At 71.1% G+C, this 17725-nt stretch carries 16 protein-coding genes; 13 read left to right on the forward strand and 3 right to left on the reverse strand.

The annotated features are described in order from the left end of the window. Position 1: 1 nt before the first annotated feature. Positions 2–532, reverse strand: coding sequence for a toxin-antitoxin system, toxin component (locus ACFWM2_RS01880; protein WP_383274060.1), 531 nt, complete (start codon positions 530–532; stop codon positions 2–4). 32 nt (positions 533–564) lie between these two features. After that, a complete protein-coding gene (locus ACFWM2_RS01885; RefSeq protein WP_383271936.1) occupies positions 565–1221 on the reverse strand; it encodes a helix-turn-helix domain-containing protein in 657 nt (218 codons plus the stop codon). Between the two features lie 221 nt (positions 1222–1442). On the opposite strand from ACFWM2_RS01885, the gene ACFWM2_RS01890 reads away from it, so the two are divergent. From ACFWM2_RS01890 to ACFWM2_RS01950, 13 genes are all read left to right on the forward strand, one after another. Next, positions 1443–2099 carry a hypothetical protein gene (locus ACFWM2_RS01890; protein ID WP_383271938.1) on the forward strand — a complete coding sequence of 219 codons (657 nt, stop codon included), beginning with the start codon at positions 1443–1445 and terminating at the stop codon, positions 2097–2099. 86 nt (positions 2100–2185) lie between these two features. Further along, positions 2186–3337, forward strand: coding sequence for an NAD(P)/FAD-dependent oxidoreductase (locus tag ACFWM2_RS01895; RefSeq protein ID WP_383271940.1), 1152 nt, complete (start codon positions 2186–2188; stop codon positions 3335–3337). Then, positions 3334–3633, forward strand: coding sequence for a (2Fe-2S)-binding protein (locus tag ACFWM2_RS01900; protein WP_383271942.1), 300 nt, complete (start codon positions 3334–3336; stop codon positions 3631–3633). The genes ACFWM2_RS01895 and ACFWM2_RS01900 overlap by 4 nt, the downstream gene beginning before the upstream one ends. Next, a complete protein-coding gene (locus ACFWM2_RS01905; protein ID WP_383271944.1) occupies positions 3626–5302 on the forward strand; it encodes an NAD(P)/FAD-dependent oxidoreductase in 1677 nt (558 codons plus the stop codon). The genes ACFWM2_RS01900 and ACFWM2_RS01905 overlap by 8 nt, the downstream gene beginning before the upstream one ends. Before the next feature lie 49 nt (positions 5303–5351). Continuing rightward, on the forward strand, positions 5352–6248 hold the full coding sequence (locus ACFWM2_RS01910; RefSeq protein WP_383271946.1) for a dihydrodipicolinate synthase family protein: 897 nt from the start codon (positions 5352–5354) through the stop codon (positions 6246–6248). Positions 6249–6338: 90 nt separating this feature from the next. Beyond that, complete coding sequence (locus ACFWM2_RS01915) at positions 6339–7340, forward strand: proline racemase family protein (protein WP_383271948.1); 1002 nt, start codon at positions 6339–6341, stop codon at positions 7338–7340. 103 nt (positions 7341–7443) lie between these two features. Continuing rightward, positions 7444–8202 carry a GntR family transcriptional regulator gene (locus ACFWM2_RS01920; RefSeq protein ID WP_383271950.1) on the forward strand — a complete coding sequence of 253 codons (759 nt, stop codon included), beginning with the start codon at positions 7444–7446 and terminating at the stop codon, positions 8200–8202. Positions 8203–8325: 123 nt separating this feature from the next. Continuing rightward, complete coding sequence (locus ACFWM2_RS01925; protein ID WP_383271951.1) at positions 8326–9324, forward strand: LacI family DNA-binding transcriptional regulator; 999 nt, start codon at positions 8326–8328, stop codon at positions 9322–9324. Between the two features lie 515 nt (positions 9325–9839). Beyond that, positions 9840–11192: an ABC transporter substrate-binding protein gene (locus tag ACFWM2_RS01930; RefSeq protein WP_383271953.1), complete on the forward strand. Its 1353-nt coding sequence runs from the start codon at positions 9840–9842 to the stop codon at positions 11190–11192. Positions 11193–11200: 8 nt separating this feature from the next. Further along, complete coding sequence (locus tag ACFWM2_RS01935; RefSeq protein ID WP_383271955.1) at positions 11201–12169, forward strand: carbohydrate ABC transporter permease; 969 nt, start codon at positions 11201–11203, stop codon at positions 12167–12169. Beyond that, a complete protein-coding gene (locus ACFWM2_RS01940) occupies positions 12166–13041 on the forward strand; it encodes a carbohydrate ABC transporter permease (RefSeq protein WP_383271957.1) in 876 nt (291 codons plus the stop codon). Before ACFWM2_RS01935 ends, ACFWM2_RS01940 begins: the two co-directional genes overlap by 4 nt. A gap of 56 nt (positions 13042–13097) precedes the next feature. Then, positions 13098–14708 (forward strand): glycoside hydrolase family 13 protein, encoded by a 1611-nt coding sequence (locus ACFWM2_RS01945; RefSeq protein WP_383271959.1) that lies wholly within the window; start codon positions 13098–13100, stop codon positions 14706–14708. Positions 14709–14794: 86 nt separating this feature from the next. After that, on the forward strand, positions 14795–16939 hold the full coding sequence (locus tag ACFWM2_RS01950; RefSeq protein ID WP_383271961.1) for a discoidin domain-containing protein: 2145 nt from the start codon (positions 14795–14797) through the stop codon (positions 16937–16939). Here the strand turns inward: ACFWM2_RS01950 and ACFWM2_RS01955 are convergent. Then, positions 16911–17717 (reverse strand): ABC transporter ATP-binding protein, encoded by an 807-nt coding sequence (locus ACFWM2_RS01955; RefSeq protein ID WP_383271963.1) that lies wholly within the window; start codon positions 17715–17717, stop codon positions 16911–16913. The two genes, ACFWM2_RS01950 and ACFWM2_RS01955, sit on opposite strands and share 29 nt — an antisense overlap. Positions 17718–17725: the final 8 nt, after the last annotated feature.

Here is a 17725-nt window from a genome sequence, read left to right on the forward strand (position 1 = left end):
GTCAGCCCTGCGGGCCGCGGTAGCCCAGGGAGGCCTCGATCCGGCCCGCCAGCCCGTCCCGCCGCACGGGCCCGCGCAGCGCCGAACCGGCCAGCCACGTACGGCACTTGCTGGCGAGCAGCAGACCGAAGCTCTCGGCCTCCTTCTCGTCGCGGAGGTCGAACCGGGTGCGGGCCGCCACCTTCAGCACCGTCGCCTGAAGGTCCGCGCCGTCACTGAGGAGCCGGGCCGCGACGGCCGCGCCCGCGACGTGATGGCTGCAGTGCCCGGCCTTCATGTGCCACAGCTCGTGCCCGAGGATCACTAACTGGTGGTCGGGGGCGGTGCGTTGCTCGATGACGACGAGATCCTGGTCGGCCATGTCGAGCCACAGCCCGCTGGCGGTGCCGGGCGGGAACGCGGCCGTACGGTACTGCACGGGGCGACCGCGGCGTCTGCTCATGGCGTCGCACAGGGCGGCGTACAGATCGGCGGGCTCCGCCGGCGCCGGGAGCGAGAGTTCCGCGACCAGTTCACCGCACAGGCGGCGCATGTCCTTGCCGATGCCCACAGTTCTCCCCCGGATCACGACTCGGGCCGCTTGACGCTTTCCAGGAGCATGTCCAGCCATTCCGCGACCTTGTCCCGGTGCTGGTCGGTGGGCAGCTGTGCGGCCCGCCAGGCGATCCCGCGGACGCCGTGGTCCTGGAGCAGCCGCTCCAGCGGGTCGTGGGCGGCCAGGGCAGCCGCGCGCTCGCGGTCGGCGAGCTGTTGGAGGAGTTCCTGCTCGCAGCGCTGGAGGGCGCTCGCAAGCGCCTCGGGGTCTTCGGCGGTGAGGAAGCCGGCATGGACGCGGAAGAAGCGCTGGATCGCGTCGCAGTGCTCCATGGTGGGGCGTCGGTCGCCGTTGATGAGGGCTCCGGCCTGCTGACGCGACATGCCCGCGCCGTCGGCTATCTCCTGCTGCGTGTATCTGCGTCCGTTGGGCTTGAGCCGGGTGCGGCGCAGGAGGTCGAAGCGCTGCAGAAAGCGCGTCTGCAGATCGGGTTCCCCGGCGGGCCGGCCGCTCAACAGGGCCCTGACCACGGGGTCGGGGACGCCGGACTCGGCCGAGAGCCGGCGGACGTCGAAGACCTCGCCGGGCTGCACACCGAGCCGGTCGGCGAGTGCGGTGACCCGGGCCACGACGGCCGGCAGCAGAACCGTCGCCGTGGCGCCCGGAACCTCGAAGCCATCCGTCACCGACAGATCTCCTACGTCTCTCTCAGGTAATTCACAAGATGCTCAGGAACCATCCGGAGACTATCCGCTTGTTCGAACCCGCATCCAGGTCTCGCCACAACTGTGGCGAGATTCAGCCGTCAACAGGCAGCGAATGCCACGATAGTTGACACGCCTCCGTCACGGGCAGCAGGATCAGGGCGCCGCGTGAAGGCCGCATAGGCAAGAGGGGTGACCTCCCGATGGCGTACCAGGCAGGAGGGCAGCGGTCTCAGCCGCGGCCCGTTCCCGAGAGTCTCGAAGCGCAGGCGTATCTGCAGGACTACGCCGCACTTCTCGAGGCCCTCCCTTTCCCCTCGGTCGTGTTCGACCATCGCTGGGACGTCGTCCTGTCCAACGCCGCGTTCGAGACACTTTTCCGAGGTGTCGGCCCTCATCCGACGGCCATGCCGGGCGACAACTTCCTCCGGTTCGTCCTGTTCCACCCGGACGCGGGCACGATCCTCGGTGATCACGAGTCGAGTTGGTGTCTGCCGATGCTCGCCCACTTCGCGGCCTCGCTGGAGCGGCACGGGCAGGACCGCGGTCTGCAGTCGATCCGCCGGGACATCGCCCAGGACCCGATCATGGAAGCCGCCTACCGGCACGGGCTGCCGCACTGGATCCGCGCGGTCGGCGCGAACGCCGTGGAGCACGACGGCGCCGTCCGTCCTCTCGTGCACCCCGACCCGCGCTGGGGCCGCACGGACTGCCGGATCGTCGGGGAGACCCCCAACACCCTGCAGAACATGGGCTATGCGCGGATGACGCTGGTGCTGCGTGAGTCGCGCAAGGCGACGCCGGCACCCCGCAGGACGCGTACCGCCCGACACGGCACCGCGCATCTCAGGATCGTGTAACTCCCTTTCCCGAAGACCCTGTTCACCGCCGCACGTCCTTCGCCGGCCCTGTTCCCGGTAAGAGAGCCATGTGACATAGTACTGACGTGAGTACGCGACTGACCTGCGATGTCGTCGTAGTCGGAGCCGGCATGGTCGGCGCCGCCTGTGCCTGGTACGCGGTCCGGGCGGGTCTCGACGTCGTCCTCGTGGACCGCGGCCCGGTGGCCGGCGGCACGACCGGCGCCGGCGAGGGCAATCTGCTCGTCTCCGACAAGGAACCCGGCCCCGAACTCCGGCTGGCCCTGCTGTCGGGGCGGCTGTGGGCCGGCCTCGCCGAGGAGCTGGGCGAGGCGATCGAGTACGAGGCCAAGGGCGGCCTCGTCGTCGCCTCCACGCCCGAGGGGCTGACCGCCCTGGAGACCTTCGCCGCGGGCCAGCGGGCGGCCGGGGTCACGGCACGGCCCGTGCCCGGGGATCAACTCCACGATGTGGAACCGCATTTGGCATCCGGGCTCGCGGGCGCCGTGCACTATCCGCAGGACACCCAGGTGATGCCCGCCCTGGCCGCCGCGCATCTGGTCCGGTCCTCGGGGGCGCGGCTGCTCACCGGTCGGACGGTGACCGGGGTGCTGCGCGCAACGGACGGCTCGCTGCGCGGGGTGCGTACCGACCAGGGGGACCTGCACGCTCCGGTGGTCGTCAACGCGGCCGGAACCTGGGGCGCCGAAGTGGCCGCGCTGGCGGGCGTCCCGCTGCCGGTTCTGCCCCGGCGCGGCTTCGTGCTGGTGACCGAGCCGCTGCCGCGGCGGGTCCGGCACAAGGTGTACGCCGCGGACTATGTCGCCGACGTGGCCAGCGACTCGGCCGCGCTGCAGTCCTCGCCGGTCGTGGAGGGAACCGCCGCCGGACCGATCCTGATCGGCGCGAGCCGTGAACGGGCCGGCTTCGACCGCTCCTTCTCGCTGCCGGTGGTACGGGCGCTCGCCGCGGGCGCGACCCGGCTCTTCCCGTTCCTCTCGGACGTACGGGCCCTGCGCACCTACGTGGGATTCCGGCCGTACCTGCCCGACCACCTTCCCGCCATCGGCCCCGACGCGCGGGTTCCCGGACTCTTCCACGCCTGCGGGCACGAGGGCGCGGGCATCGGTCTCGCCACCGGTACCGGGCATCTGCTCGCCCAGGTCCTCGCCGGGAGGACGCCCGACCTGGACCTCGCGCCCTTCCGGCCCGACCGCTTCCCCGAGGAGGTCGCGTGAATCCCCGGGAACCGGCCGGGGGCCTGCCCCTGGCGGCGTTCACCGTCACCCTCGACGGCCGTGAGCTGGAGGCACGGCCCGGGCAGACGGTCGCCGCCGCGCTGTGGACTGCCGGAGTCACCTCGTGGCGTGCCACCCGCGGGGCAGGCAGGCCGCGCGGAGTCTTCTGCGGCATCGGCATCTGCTTCGACTGCCTGGTGACCGTCAACGACCGCCCCAATCAACGTGCTTGTCTCGTCCCGGTCCGGCCGGGCGACGCGATCCGCACCCAGGAGGGGACCGGTCACGATGACTGAGCGCCCGCATCTCGCGGTGATCGGCGCCGGCCCCGCGGGCCTGGCCGCGTCCCTGGCCGCGGCGTCTCGCGGCGTCCGGGTCACCCTGATCGACTCGGCGGCCGAGGCGGGCGGGCAGTTCTACCGGCACCCCGCAGCGGAGTTGAGTGCGCGCCGCCCACTCCAGCAGTCACGGACCTGGGCAAGGCTGGTGCGGGGTCTCGCCGATCAGGTGCGGGCGGGCGCGATCGAGCACTTGACGGACCACCACGTGTGGGTCGTCGAGGGTGGTGCGCCGGGGGAGGGCGGGGGAGTGGCGGGCGGGTGTGGCGCCTACGGGGGCGTCCTTGGCGGGCGTACGGGCGGGGTGGATGCGGTCGACGGGGGCGTCCTTGGCGGGCGTACGGGCGGGGTGGATGCGGTCGACGGGGCCGTCCTTGGCGGGCGCACGGCCGAGGTGGATGCCGCCGACAGGGCCGCCCCTGCCCGACGTGCGGCGGGACCGGTGGTGAGCCCCGCGGTGCCGCGTCCCGGAGGGTTCGCCGTGCATGCCCTGCTCGGCCCCCTCCAGGAGGAGTCCGCCGTCGTCCGCGCGGACGCCGTCCTCCTCGCCACGGGCGGATACGAGCGGGTCCTGCCGTTCCCCGGCTGGACGCTCCCCGGGGTCGTCACCGCCGGTGGAGTCCAGGCCCTGCTCAAGGGCGCGCTCGCCGTGCCGGGCCGGACCGCCGTGGTGGCCGGGAGCGGGCCGCTGCTGCTGCCCGTGGCGACCGGGCTCGCCGCAGCCGGTGTCGATGTCGCCGCGCTCGTCGAGTCCGCCGCCCCGAGGGCGTTCGTACGCCGGGCCGGGACGCTGGCGGCCCGGCCGGACAAGCTCGCCGAGGGCGCCCGGTACGCGGCCCGACTCCTGTGCCACCGCGTCGCGTTGCTCGCACACCACACCGTCGTCGAGGCGCACGGCGGCGAGCGGCTGGAAGCGGTGACGGTGGCCCGGCTCGACACCGCCGGGCGGGTACGGCCCGGCACCGGGCGACGTATCCCCTGCGACACCCTCGCCGTCGGACACGGCATGCTCCCGCACACCGACCTCGCCGAGGCGCTCGGCTGCCGTATCGAAGGCCTGAACGTCCATGTCGACCGCGAACAGCGCACCGACGTGCCCGGCGTCTGGGCCGCCGGCGAGACCACCGGCATCGGGGGCGCGGCGCTCGCGCTCGCCGAGGGACACATCGCGGGGCGTTCGATCGCCGCCCGGCTGAACGGCGCGGAACCCGACCCGCGCCAGTGGTCCGCGGCCGCCAAGTCCCGTACCCGGCTACGGGAGTTCTTCGCCGCGCTCGACGCCGTCTGTGCTCCGCCCGCGCACTGGCCGGAGCAGGTCACCGACGACACCGTCGTGTGCCGCTGCGAAGAGGTCACCGGCGGGGCGGTCCGGGCGGCGGTGACCGGGCTGGGGGCCGGAGACGTCCGTACGGTCAAGCTCCTCACCCGCGCCGGGATGGGGTGGTGCCAGGGCCGGATGTGCGAGTCGGCGGTCGCGGGGCTCGCCGGCTGCGAACAGGTCCCCGTACGACGGCTGTTGGCCCGTCCGGTGCCACTCGGGGTGCTCGCCCGGGCGGGCTATCCCGAGGCGACCGACCGACCGACCCCGAGCCCGGCAGCCGGAGTCAGGCAGGCCCGCGGCGAGTGAACCGTAGGGCTCGATGCAATGTCACACTCCATGGAGAGGGGTTCCGCTCATGGTCACCACCGAGAACCGTCCCTGGCGCGGCGTCCTCGTCGCCACCGCCCTCCCGTTCGACGACGACCTGTCCGTCGACCACGACCGGTACGCCGAGCACTGCGCCTGGCTCGTCGAGAACGGCTGCGACGGTGTCGTACCGAACGGCTCGCTCGGTGAGTACCAGGTCCTCACGCCCGAGGAGCGCGCGCGGGTCGTCGAGACGGCCGTGTCCGCGGTCGGCGGCTCCCGGGTGATGCCGGGTGTCGCCGCCTACGGATCCGCCGAGGCCCGCCGCTGGGCCGAGCAGGCCCGGGACGCGGGCTGCGGATCCGTCCTGCTGCTCCCTCCGAACGCGTACCGCGCCGACGAGCGCTCCGTGCTCGCGCACTACGCGGAGGTCGCCAGGGCGGGGGTGCCGGTCGTGGCGTACAACAACCCCGTCGACACCAAGGTCGACCTGGTGCCCGAACTGCTCGCGAAGCTGCACGGCGAGGGGTCGATCCAGGCGGTCAAGGAGTTCTCCGGCGATGTGCGCCGGGCCTACCGGCTGGCCGAACTCGTCCCGGAACTGGACCTGTTGGCCGGCGCCGACGACGTCCTGCTGGAGCTGGCCGTCGCGGGTGCGAAGGGCTGGGTGGCGGGCTTCCCGAACGCGTTGCCCACCGCGACCGTCGAGCTCTACCACGCCGCCGTCGGCGGCGACCTCGACACGGCGGGCAAGCTCTACCGGCAGCTGCACCCGCTGCTGCGCTGGGACTCCAGGACCGAGTTCGTCCAGGCCATCAAGGTGTCCATGGACATCGCCGGCCGGTACGGCGGTCCGGTCCGACCGCCGCGCGTACCGCTGCTGCCCGGGCAGGAGGCCGCGGTCCGCGCCGCCACCGAGCAGGCCGTCGCCGCCGGCCTCGGCTGACCCCCTCGTCGATCATCAGGAGTTCCTCGCCCCCCGTATCTCATCAGGAGATTCCCGACCGCCCGTCGACCACCAGGAGTTACGGATCCCATGCGCAGCAGACTCGTCCTGCACGCCGTCGACTCGCACACCGAGGGCATGCCGACCCGGGTCGTCACCGGAGGCATCGGCACGATCCCCGGCGCGACCATGAACGAGCGGCGGCTGTACTTCCGTGCGCACCGCGACGACATCAAGCGGCTCCTGATGAACGAACCGCGCGGCCACGCGGCGATGAGCGGCGCCGTCCTCCAGCCGCCCACCCGACCCGACTGCGACTACGGCGTCGTCTTCATCGAGGTCTCGGGATATCTCCCGATGTGCGGGCACGGCACCATCGGCGTCGCGACGGTGCTGGTGGAGACCGGCATGGTCGAGGTCGTCGAGCCGGTCACCACCATCCGGCTCGACACCCCGGCGGGCGTCGTCGTCGCCGAGGTCGCGGTCGAGGACGGCGCCGCCGGGGCCGTGACCCTGAGGAACGTGCCGTCCTTCGCCGTCGGCCTCGACCGCAGGGTGACCCTGGCCGACGGACGGACGGTGACGTACGACCTCGCCTACGGCGGCAACTTCTACGCGATCCTGCCGCTCGCGGAGTTCGGGCTGCCCTTCGAGCGTGCCCGCAAGGACGACATGCTCCGGGCCGCCCTCGCGCTGATGGACGCCATCGGCGAAGCGGGCGGACCGGTGCACCCCGAGGACCCGTCCATCCGCGGGTGCCACCACGTCCACCTCGTCGCCCCGGGCGCCACGGCCACCCACTCGCGGCACGCCATGGCGATCCACCCGGGCTGGTTCGACCGCTCGCCCTGCGGCACGGGGACGAGCGCGCGGATGGCGCAGCTGCACGCGCGTGGCCAACTCCCGCTGCACACCGAGTTCGTGAACGAGTCCTTCATCGGGACGCGGTTCACGGGACGGCTGCTCGGGACCACCGAAGTCGCCGGAGTCCCGGCCGTGCTGCCCAGCTTCACCGGCCGCGCCTGGGTGACCGGCACCGCCCAGTACCTGCTCGACCCCAGCGATCCGTTCCCGGCCGGATTCGTGCTCTAGGGACTGTCCGGCTGCGGGACAGGCCCCGTTGCCGGGGCGGATCCGAACCGTGGAGATACTGGTGAGACGTCATATGGCACTGCCCGCCCGAGGAGAGACCCCCATGGCCGCCCAGCGCAGCAGCGCACCCTCCGCCGCGCCCGCCCTGCCCGTGCTGGGCGGGAAGAAGAGCAGCTACCGCGAGCGGGTCGCGGACGCGCTGCGGGCCGCGCTGATCGCGGGCGAACTGCGTGCCGGCGAGGTCTACTCCGCGCCGACGCTCGCCGCCCGGTTCGGCGTCTCGGCCACACCGGTGCGCGAGGCCATGCTCGACCTCGCCAAGGAGGGCCTGGTCGACACGGTGCCGAACAAGGGCTTCCGGGTCACCGCGGTCTCCGAGAGACAGCTCGACGAGTACACCCACATCCGCTCCCTGATCGAGGTCCCCACCGTGGTGGAGCTGGCCACCACCGCCGACCCGGTCTCGCTGGAGGCGCTGCGCCCCGCGGCCCGGGAGATCGTGACCGCGGCGGCGGCCGGTGACCTCATCGCGTACGTCGAGGCGGACATCCGCTTCCATCTCGGCCTGCTCGCGCTGGCGGGCAACGCGCACCTCGTCGAGGTCGTCGGCGAGCTGCGCAAGCGCTCCAGGCTGTACGGGCTCCACGCGCTCGTGGCGGCGGACCGGCTGCGGGACTCCGCGGAGGAGCACCTCGAACTCCTCGACGCGCTGCTCGCCCGCGACGAGCGGGCCGTACGCGAGGTGATGACCCGTCATCTGGGTCATGTGCGCGGGCTGTGGGCGGCTCCGGGGGCCGGTCAGGGGACCGTTCCGGGAGCGGCTTCGGGGGCGGCGCGCGCGGCCCGGGTCTCCCGGGCGTGACACCCGCGCTCGGCCGGCACGGACACGCACGGGGGCCCTCACCGGCAGGCCTGTCGGATCGCAGGAACAAGTAGTCCGACGATTACGCAAGCGGTTTGCATTGCTTGCGCTATTCTTGCGGCCATGACGCGACGACTTGCTCAGGTGGCGATGAAGGTCGGGGTCAGCGAGGCCACGGTCAGCCGGGTGCTCAACGGCAAGCCCGGAGTCTCCGACGCCACCCGGCAGGCGGTGCTCTCCGCCCTCGACGTCCTCGGCTACGAGCGGCCCACACAGCTGCGCGGCGAACGCGCGCGTCTCGTCGGCCTGGTCCTGCCGGAACTGCAGAATCCGATCTTCCCCGCCTTCGCCGAAGTGATCGGCGGCGCGCTCGCACAGCTCGGGCTGACTCCGGTGCTGTGCACCCAGACCAAGGGCGGTGTCTCCGAGGCGGACTACGTGGAGCTCCTGCTCCAGCAGCAGGTCTCCGGAGTGGTCTTCGCGGGCGGCCTGTACGCCCAGGCCGACGCTCCGCACGACCACTACCGACAGCTCGCGGACCGCAAGATTCCGGTCGTCCTGGTCAACGCGTCCATCGAGCACCTCGGCTTCCCGGGCGTCTCGTGCGACGACGCCGTCGCGGTCGAGCAGGCGTGGCGACACCTGGCCTCCCTGGGGCACGAGCGGATCGGGCTGGTCCTCGGCCCCGCCGACCACATGCCCTCCCAGCGCAAACTCGCCGCGGCCCGGGCCTTCGGGGCCGATCTGCCCGAGGAGCACATCGCCCGGGCCATGTTCTCCCTGGAGGGAGGCCAGGCGGCCACCACCCGGCTGCTGGACCGCGGTATCACCGGCATCATCTGCGCCAGCGACCCGCTCGCCCTCGGGGCCGTCCGCGCCGCCCGCCGCAAGGGACTCGCCGTCCCGTCCGAGGTGTCGGTCGTCGGGTACGACGACTCCGCGTTCATGAACTGCACCGAGCCCCCGCTGACCACCGTCCGCCAGCCCATCGAGGCGATGGGACGCGCGGCCGTCGAGCTGCTGAACGCCCAGATCGGCGGCAGCGCCGTACCGGCCGAAGAGCTGCTGTTCGAGCCGGAGTTGGTGGTCCGGGGCTCGACCGCGCAGGCGCCCCGCGCCTGAGCCGCTAAGTCCCTCCGGGCTCCGCCACCGAGTCCCGCCGGCCCGCGCGAGCGCGCCGCTCCTGAGTCCTGCCCCGCGCCCCGCTCGGGAGCGCCGCGATCGAGTCCCTGCGGCGCCGCGCGCACCGAGCCCGTTAGCCTCCGCGGTCTGCCCGGCCGAACTGCACCCGCCTCCCTGCGTGCCGCGCGAGGCCACCGCCGGAACACGGCTGTCCGCAGGGCCATCGCCGCCGGGCGCCGCCGCCCGCGGGAGCGCCGCGCCCCGGCTCCGGCCCCGTGCGGAAGCGCACTGCAACGGGATCCGGTCACCCGCGCAAACGTCTCGCCGCTCCGGGGTCCATCGCGCAAGCGCCGCGCCACTGAGATCCAGTCCGCTGTCAAATAATTACAGATTCTGCGCGACATCTTGCGGACAGCTGCCCCCGGTGCTTGAGTGTGCGGCGCCAGACACGGTCGTCGCACCGCCCGGTGTGCCGCCGTGGGCCTTCCCTGCGCCTGCCCAAGAGGGGTCCACCGATGAGAAGTCCCGGGTTCCGCCGTACCTGCACCACGCTCATGGCATCCGCCCTTGCGCTCACCGCCGTCTCCGCGTGCGGGTCGGGCGACGACGGCAAGGCGGGTGGCAAGACCCGCATCACGGTCAACTGCGAACCGCCCAAGAGCGCCAAGGTCGACCGTTCGTTCTTCGAGGCCGACGTCAAGGCCTTCGAGAAGCAGAACCCGGACATCGACGTCGTCACGCACGACGGGTTCCCCTGTCAGGACCCCAAGACGTTCGACGCGAAGCTCGCCGGCGGTCAGATGGAGGACGTCTTCTACACGTACTTCACGGATGCCAAGCACGTCGTCGACATCAACCAGGCCGCCGACCTCACGCCGTACGTGAAGGACCTCAAGAGCTACAGCACCATCCAGCAGCAGCTGCGCGACATCTACACCGTCGACGGCAAGATCTACGGCATCCCGCGCACCGGCTATTCGATGGGGCTGATCTACAACAAGAAGCTCTTCGAGAAGGCCGGACTCGACCCGGACAAGCCCCCGGCCACCTGGGACGAACTCCGCGCCGCGGCCAAGAAGATAGCCGCGCTCGGCAACGGCACCGTCGGTTACGCCGACTACAGCGCGCAGAACCAGGGCGGCTGGCACTTCACGGCCGAGATGTACTCGCAGGGCGGCAACGTGGTCAGCGAGGACGGCAAGAAGGCCACCGTCGACACCCCCGAGGGCAAGGCCGTCCTGCAGAACCTCAAGGACATGCGCTGGACCGACAACTCGATGGGCAGCAAGCAGCTCCTCATCCTCAACGACGTCCAGCAGATGATGGGCTCCGGCAAGCTCGGCATGTACCTCTCCGCGCCCGACAACATCCCGATCCTCGTCAAGGAGAAGGGCGGCAACTACAAGGACCTGGCGCTGGCCCCGATGCCCGGCGGCAAGGGAACGCTCATCGGCGGCGACGGCTACATGTTCAACAAGAAGGACACCCCGGCGCAGATCAAGGCCGGCCTCAAGTGGCTCGACAGCATGTACCTGACGCCCGGTGACGGCTTCCTCGGCGACTACGCCCGCGCCAAGAAGAACGACGCGCCCGTGGGCCTGCCCGAGCCCCGGCTCTTCACCGGCGCGGCCGACGCCAAGGACCAGCAGGTCAAGAAGGCCAACGCCAACGTGCCCGTGGAGAACTACCAGGCCTTCCTCGACGGCAACCAGAGCCTGGAGATGAAGATCGAGCCGCCGCAGGCCCAGCAGATCTACTCCGTCCTCGACGGCGCCGTCTCCGCCGTGCTCACCAAGAAGGACGCCGACATCGACAAGCTGCTGAAGGACGCGTCCGGCAAGATCGACTCCATTCTGGCCCGGGGCTGACACCGTTCATGAAGACCGCATCGAAGCCCGCAGCACTCCCTCCGGCCGCCGTCGGCGTGCCGGAGGGGTCGCGGTCGGCCAGGCGCCGGACGGGGAGTCCATTGCGCCGGCGCCTGGCCGACCAGTTGCGTGCGTACGCCTTCCTGATCGGCGGCCTGCTCTGCTTCGCGCTGTTCTCCTGGTACCCGGCGATCCGCGCGGTCGTGATCGCCTTCCAGAAGTACACGCCCGGGTCCGGCGGGGAGTGGGTCGGTACGGCCAACTTCATCCGCGTCTTCCACGACCCGGAGTTCACCGCGGCCTGGCGCAACACCCTGACCTTCACGCTCATCGCCCTGCTCATCGGCTTCGCCGTCCCGTTCCTGATGGCGCTGGTGCTCAACGAACTGCGGCACGCGAAGGCCTTCTTCAGAGTCGTGGTCTACCTGCCGGTGATGATCCCGCCGGTGGTCAGCGCCCTGCTGTGGAAGTGGTTCTACGATCCCGGGGCGGGCCTCGCCAACGAGGCGCTGCGCTTCGCGCACCTGCCGACCTCGAACTGGTCCAACGGCGCCGACACCGCGCTCGTCTCGCTCGTCATCGTCGCCACCTGGGCCAACCTCGGCGGCACCGTCCTCATCTACCTCGCCGCGCTGCAGGGCATCCCCGGTGAGCTGTACGAGGCGGCCGAGCTGGACGGCGCGAGCATCTGGCAGCGCGTCCGCCACGTGACGATCCCGCAGACCCGCTTCATCATCCTCATGCTGATGCTGCTGCAGATCATCGCCACGATGCAGGTCTTCACCGAGCCCTTCGTGATCACCGGCGGCGGTCCCGAGAACGCGACCGTCACCGTGCTCTACCTGATCTACAAGTACGCCTTCCTCTACAACGACTTCGGCGGCGCCTGCGCGCTCAGCGTGATGCTGCTCGTCCTGCTCAGCGCCTTCTCCGCGCTCTATCTGCGGCTGACCCGTTCCGGAGGAGAGGACTCGTGAGTACCCGCACGCTGGTTTCGCCCCTCACCCTCGCCCGACCCCGCGGCAAGGCCCTCTACTGGACCGTCTTCACCGGCGTCGTCCTGCTCTTCGCGCTCGCCTTCCTCTTCCCCGTCTACTGGATGGTGACCGGCGCGATGAAGTCGCCGGACGAGGTCACGCGCACACCCCCGAGCCTCGTTCCCGAGCACTGGAGCCTCAGCGGCTACACCGACGCCTGGGAACTGATGGACCTGCCCACCCACCTGTGGAACACGGTGGTGCAGGCCGCGGGCGCGTGGATCCTCCAGCTGATCTTCTGTACGGCCGCGGCCTACGCCCTGTCCAAGCTGAAGCCCGCCTTCGGCAAGGTGATCCTCGGTGGCATCCTCGCCACGCTGATGGTGCCGGCCCAGGCACTGGTCGTACCGAAGTACCTGACCGTCGCCGATCTGCCGCTGATCCACACCAGCCTGCTGAACGACCCGCTCGGCATCTGGCTGCCCGCGGTGGCCAACGCCTTCAACCTCTATCTGCTCAAGCGGTTCTTCGACCAGATCCCGCGCGATGTCCTGGAGGCCGCCGAGATCGACGGCGCCGGCCGGCTGCGCACCCTCTGGTCGATCGTGCTGCCGATGTCCCGTCCGGTCCTGGGAGTCGTCTCGATCTTCGCCCTGGTCGCCGTCTGGCAGGACTTCCTCTGGCCGCTGATGGTCTTCTCCGACACCGACAAGCAGCCCATCAGCGTGGCGCTCGTCCAGCTGTCGCAGAACATCCCGCTGACCGTGCTCATCGCCTCGATGGTGATCGCCAGCATCCCGATGGTCCTGATGTTCCTGGTGTTCCAGCGGCACATCATCGCGGGGATCAGCGCGGGCAGTACGAAGGGCTGAGCCGCAGCCCCCTCCGGCGCCCCTCGTGACCCCCCTCGAACGAAAGGCAACGCACCGTGGGACAGCCCCTCCCTGCCCGGAATCAGTCCGAGTGGTGGCGCTCCGCCGTCATCTACCAGGTGTACGTCCGCAGTTTCGCGGACGGTGACGGCGACGGCACCGGTGACCTCGCGGGCGTCCGCGCCAAGCTCCCGTACCTCGCCGAACTCGGTGTGGACGCCCTGTGGTTCAACCCCTGGTACCTCTCACCGCTGGCCGACGGCGGCTACGACGTCGCCGACTACCGGACCATCGATCCGGCCTTCGGGACGCTCGCCGAGGCGGAGAAGCTCATCGCCGAGGCGCGGGAACTGGGCATCCGCACCCTCGTCGACATCGTGCCCAACCACGTGTCCGACCAGCACGCCTGGTTCCGCGCGGCGCTCGTGGCGGGACCCGGCAGTCCCGAGCGGGAGCTCTTCCACTTCCGCCCCGGACGGGGTGCGCACGGTGAACTCCCGCCCAACGACTGGCGGTCGCAGTTCGCGGGGTCGCCCGAGCCGGTCTGGACCCGGCTGTCCGACGGCGAGTGGTACCTGCATCTCTTCACTCCCGAGCAGCCCGACCTCAACTGGGCGCACCCGGCGGTCCGTCAGGAGCACGAGGACGTCCTGCGGTTCTGGTTCGAACGGGGTGTGGCCGGCGTCCGTATCGACTCGGCCGCGTTGCCCGTCAAGGACCCGGACCTGCCGGACTTCGTCGAGGGCCGCGACCCGCATCCGTACGTCGACCGCGACGAGCTCCACGACATCTACCGCTCCTGGCGCGCGGTCGCCGACGAGTACGACGGCATCTTCGTGGGCGAGGTCTGGCTGCCCGACACGGAGCGCTTCGCCCGCTATCTGCGCCCCGACGAACTGCACACCGCCTTCAACTTCTCCTTCCTGTCCTGCCCGTGGGACGCCACCCGGCTGCGGACGTCGATCGACGAGACGCTCGCCGAGCACGCCCCGGTCGGCGCGCCCGCCACCTGGGTGCTGTGCAACCACGACGTGACCCGCACGGTCACCCGCTACGGCCGCGAGGACACCGGCTTCGACTTCGCGACCAAGGCGTTCGGCATCCCGGAGGACCTCGCCCTCGGCACCCGTCGCGCCCGTGCCGCCGCCCTGCTCTCACTGGCCCTGCCCGGAGCCGTCTACGTCTACCAGGGCGAGGAACTCGGCCTGCCCGAGGCGGAGATTCCGCGCGACCGGATCCAGGACCCGATGCACTACCGCTCCGGTGGCACGGATCCCGGACGGGACGGCTGCCGCGTCCCGCTGCCATGGACGGAGGACGCGCCGTACGCCGGTTTCGGCGGCGAGCCCTGGCTTCCGCAGCCCGCCGGCTGGCCCGCGTACGCGGCCGACCGGCAGACCGCGGACCCCGGCTCGATGCTGCGCCTCTACCGCGAGGCCCTGCGCATCCGGCGCACCGAACCCGGCTTCGGCGACGGCCCGCTCGGCTGGCTGCCCGCGCCCGAGGGCGTCCTCGCCTTCCAGCGCACCGACGGTCTGCGCTGTGTGGTCAACCTCTCCGGCACCCCGGCGGATCTCCCCGCGCACCGCGCACTTCTGCTCACCAGCGGCCCCCTGGACGACCAGGGGCGCCTTCCCCAGGACACGGCGGCCTGGCTGCGTGCCTGACCCCGCAGCCAGGCCGTCGAACCACCCCGCTATCCCGGCACCCCCACGATGAAAGGGATCAGCACATGTCCAGAACTGTCAGGCGCATGCCAGCTGCGGCGGCCGCGGTGGCCGTCGCGCTCTCCGCGGGCATGCTCAGCGCCACTTCGGCCCACTCCGCGGCGACGGCCGCGGGCGCCACCCTGCCCTTCACCTCGGTCGAGGCCGAGGGCGCCACCACCACGGGCACGAAGATCGGCCCCGACTACACCCAGGGCACCCTCGCCTCGGAGGCCTCCGGACGCCAGGCCGTACGGCTGAGCGCGGGCCAGCGCGTCGAGTTCACCGTGCCGCGCGCGGCCAACGCGGTGAACGTCTCGTACAGCGTCCCCGACGGCCAGTCCGGTTCGCTCGACGTGTACGTCAACGGGACCAAGCTGTCGAAGACGCTGGGCGTCACCTCCAAGTACTCCTACGTCGACACCTCCTGGATCGCGGGAGCCAAGACCCACCACCTCTTCGACAACGCGCGGCTGCTGCTGGGCCAGAACGTGCAGGCGGGTGACAAGGTCGCCTTCCAGGCGACGTCCACCCAAGTCACCGTGGACGTCGCCGACTTCGAGCAGGTGGCCGCGGCCGCCACCAAGCCCGCGGGGGCCGTGTCGGTCACCGACAAGGGGGCCGACCCCACCGGCCAGGGCGACTCGACGCAGGCGTTCCGGTCCGCGATCTCCGCCGCGCAAGGGGGCGTCGTCTGGATCCCGCCGGGCGACTACCGGATCACGTCCTCCCTCAACGGCGTCCAGAACGTGACCCTCCAGGGCGCCGGCAGCTGGTACTCCGTCGTGCGCACCTCGCGCTTCATCGACCAGACCAGCTCGTCCGGCAGCGTCCACCTCAAGGACTTCGCGGTCATCGGCGAGGTCACCGAGCGCGTGGACTCCAATCCGGACAACTTCGTCAACGGCTCGCTGGGCCCGAACTCGACCGTCTCCGGCATGTGGATCCAGCACCTCAAGGTCGGGCTGTGGCTGACCGGGAACAATGACAACCTTGTCGTCGAGAACAACCGGATCCTCGACACCACCGCCGACGGCCTCAACCTGAACGGGAACGCGCACGGTGTCCGCGTCCGCAACAACTTCCTGCGCAACCAGGGCGACGACTCCCTCGCCATGTGGTCGCTCAACTCGCCCGACACCAACAGCAGTTTCGAGAACAACACGATCTCGCAGCCGAACCTCGCCAACGGCATCGCGATCTACGGCGGCACCGACATCGGGGTGAAGAACAACCTGATCTCCGATACCAACGCCCTCGGCAGCGGTATCGCGATCTCCAACCAGAAATTCATGGACCCCTTCTCGCCGCTGGCCGGCACCATCACGGTCGACGGCAACGCGGTCGTGCGCGCCGGCGCGATCAACCCCAACTGGAACCATCCGATGGGGGCGCTGCGCGTCGACTCCTACGACAGCGCGATCAACGCCACGGTGAACATCACCAACACCACCGTCACGGACAGCCCGTACAGCGCCTTCGAGTTCGTGTCGGGCGGCGGGCACGGCTACGCCACGAGCAACGTGAACGTGAACGGCGCCACCGTCGACAAGGTCGGCACCGTCGTCGTCCAGGCCGAGACGCAGGGCACGGTCAAGTTCAGCAATGTCCGGGCGACCGGCGTGGGCGCGGCCGGCGTCTACAACTGCCCCTACCCGAGCGGCACCTTCACGCTCACGAACGGCGGCGGCAACACGGGCTGGGACAGCACCTGGTCGAACTGCTCGGCCTGGCCGCAGCCCGGCTCCGGCAACCCGGCGCCCGACCCGACCACCAATCTCGCCAAGGGGCACACCGCCACCGCCAGCGGATCCGTCGACGTCTACACGCCCGGCAAGGCGGTCGACGGGGACACGAACACCTACTGGGAGTCGTCCAACAACGCCTTCCCGCAGACCTGGACGGTCGACCTCGGTTCGGCCCGGGCGGCCCGCCGGGTGGTGCTGAAGCTGCCGCCCGCCGCGGCCTGGCAGGCCCGTACGCAGACCCTGTCCGTCCTCGGCAGCACGGACGGCTCCTCGTACTCGACGGTCGTCGGCTCGCAGGGCTACCGCTTCGACCCGGCCACCGGGAACTCGGTCACCGTGAACCTGCCCGCCGGCACGAACGCGCGCTATCTGAGGCTCAACGTCACCGCCAACACCGGCTGGCCCGCGGCCCAGCTCAGTGAGGTGGAGGCGTACCTTTCCTGAGCTCGGACGCCGCCCCGCGCTTCGCCGCCTGGATCTGCTCGTACACATGGGTCCGCAGCTCGGCGAAGCGCGGGGCGACCCGGGTGTGCAACTGGTCCCGCTCGTCGGGCAGATCGACCTGCAGCTGCTCCTGTACGACGGTGGGGGAGGAGGAGAGGATCAGCACCCGCTGGCCGAGATAGACGGCCTCGTCGATGTCGTGCGTGACGAACAGGACCGTGATCCCGCGCTCCCGCCACAGCCTGCGCACCAGGTCCTCGAGATCGGCCCGCGTCTGCGCGTCGACCGCGGCGAACGGCTCGTCCATCAGCAGCACGTCCGGCTCGTACGCCAGCGCACGGGCGATCGCGACCCGCTGCTGCATGCCGCCGGACAGCTGCCAGGGATACGCCCCGGCCGCGTCCGCGAGGCCGACCGACTCCAGCGCGTCGGCGACCAGCTCCCGGCGCCGCGCCCTGCTCAACTGCTTCTGCTTGAGCGGCAGTTCCACGTTCTCGCCGACCCGCATCCAGGGGAACAGACTGCGCCCGTACTCCTGGAACACGAACGCCATGCCGGGCGGCGGACCGGTCACCGGCCGGCCCCTGAGCAGGACCTCCCCGGACGTGGGAGCGAGCAGGCCGCCCAGGCACTTCAGCAGGGTGGTCTTGCCGCAGCCCGACGGGCCGACCAGACAGACGAGTTCGCCCGCGTCGAGGGTGAAGGTGAGGTCCCGCACCGCCTCGACACGGCGCCCGGACCCCTCGTACACCTTCCGCAGACCACGTACGTCGAGCATGGACCGCC

It is taken from the genome of Streptomyces sp. NPDC058371 (assembly GCF_042723265.1).
Lineage (GTDB): Bacteria > Actinomycetota > Actinomycetes > Streptomycetales > Streptomycetaceae > Streptomyces.

Coding starts and splice junctions, on each gene's coding strand:
- ACFWM2_RS01925 (WP_383271951.1), top strand. CDS start 8,326: ATGACGCGACGACTTGCTCAGGTGGCGATGAAGGTCGGGGTCAGCGAG.
- ACFWM2_RS01905 (WP_383271944.1), top strand. CDS start 3,626: ATGACTGAGCGCCCGCATCTCGCGGTGATCGGCGCCGGCCCCGCGGGC.
- ACFWM2_RS01910 (WP_383271946.1), top strand. CDS start 5,352: ATGGTCACCACCGAGAACCGTCCCTGGCGCGGCGTCCTCGTCGCCACC.
- ACFWM2_RS01880 (WP_383274060.1), bottom strand. CDS start 532: ATGCGCCGCCTGTGCGGTGAACTGGTCGCGGAACTCTCGCTCCCGGCG.
- ACFWM2_RS01935 (WP_383271955.1), top strand. CDS start 11,201: ATGAAGACCGCATCGAAGCCCGCAGCACTCCCTCCGGCCGCCGTCGGC.
- ACFWM2_RS01930 (WP_383271953.1), top strand. CDS start 9,840: ATGAGAAGTCCCGGGTTCCGCCGTACCTGCACCACGCTCATGGCATCC.
- ACFWM2_RS01955 (WP_383271963.1), bottom strand. CDS start 17,717: ATGCTCGACGTACGTGGTCTGCGGAAGGTGTACGAGGGGTCCGGGCGC.
- ACFWM2_RS01950 (WP_383271961.1), top strand. CDS start 14,795: ATGCCAGCTGCGGCGGCCGCGGTGGCCGTCGCGCTCTCCGCGGGCATG.
- ACFWM2_RS01920 (WP_383271950.1), top strand. CDS start 7,444: ATGGCCGCCCAGCGCAGCAGCGCACCCTCCGCCGCGCCCGCCCTGCCC.
- ACFWM2_RS01915 (WP_383271948.1), top strand. CDS start 6,339: ATGCGCAGCAGACTCGTCCTGCACGCCGTCGACTCGCACACCGAGGGC.
- ACFWM2_RS01890 (WP_383271938.1), top strand. CDS start 1,443: ATGGCGTACCAGGCAGGAGGGCAGCGGTCTCAGCCGCGGCCCGTTCCC.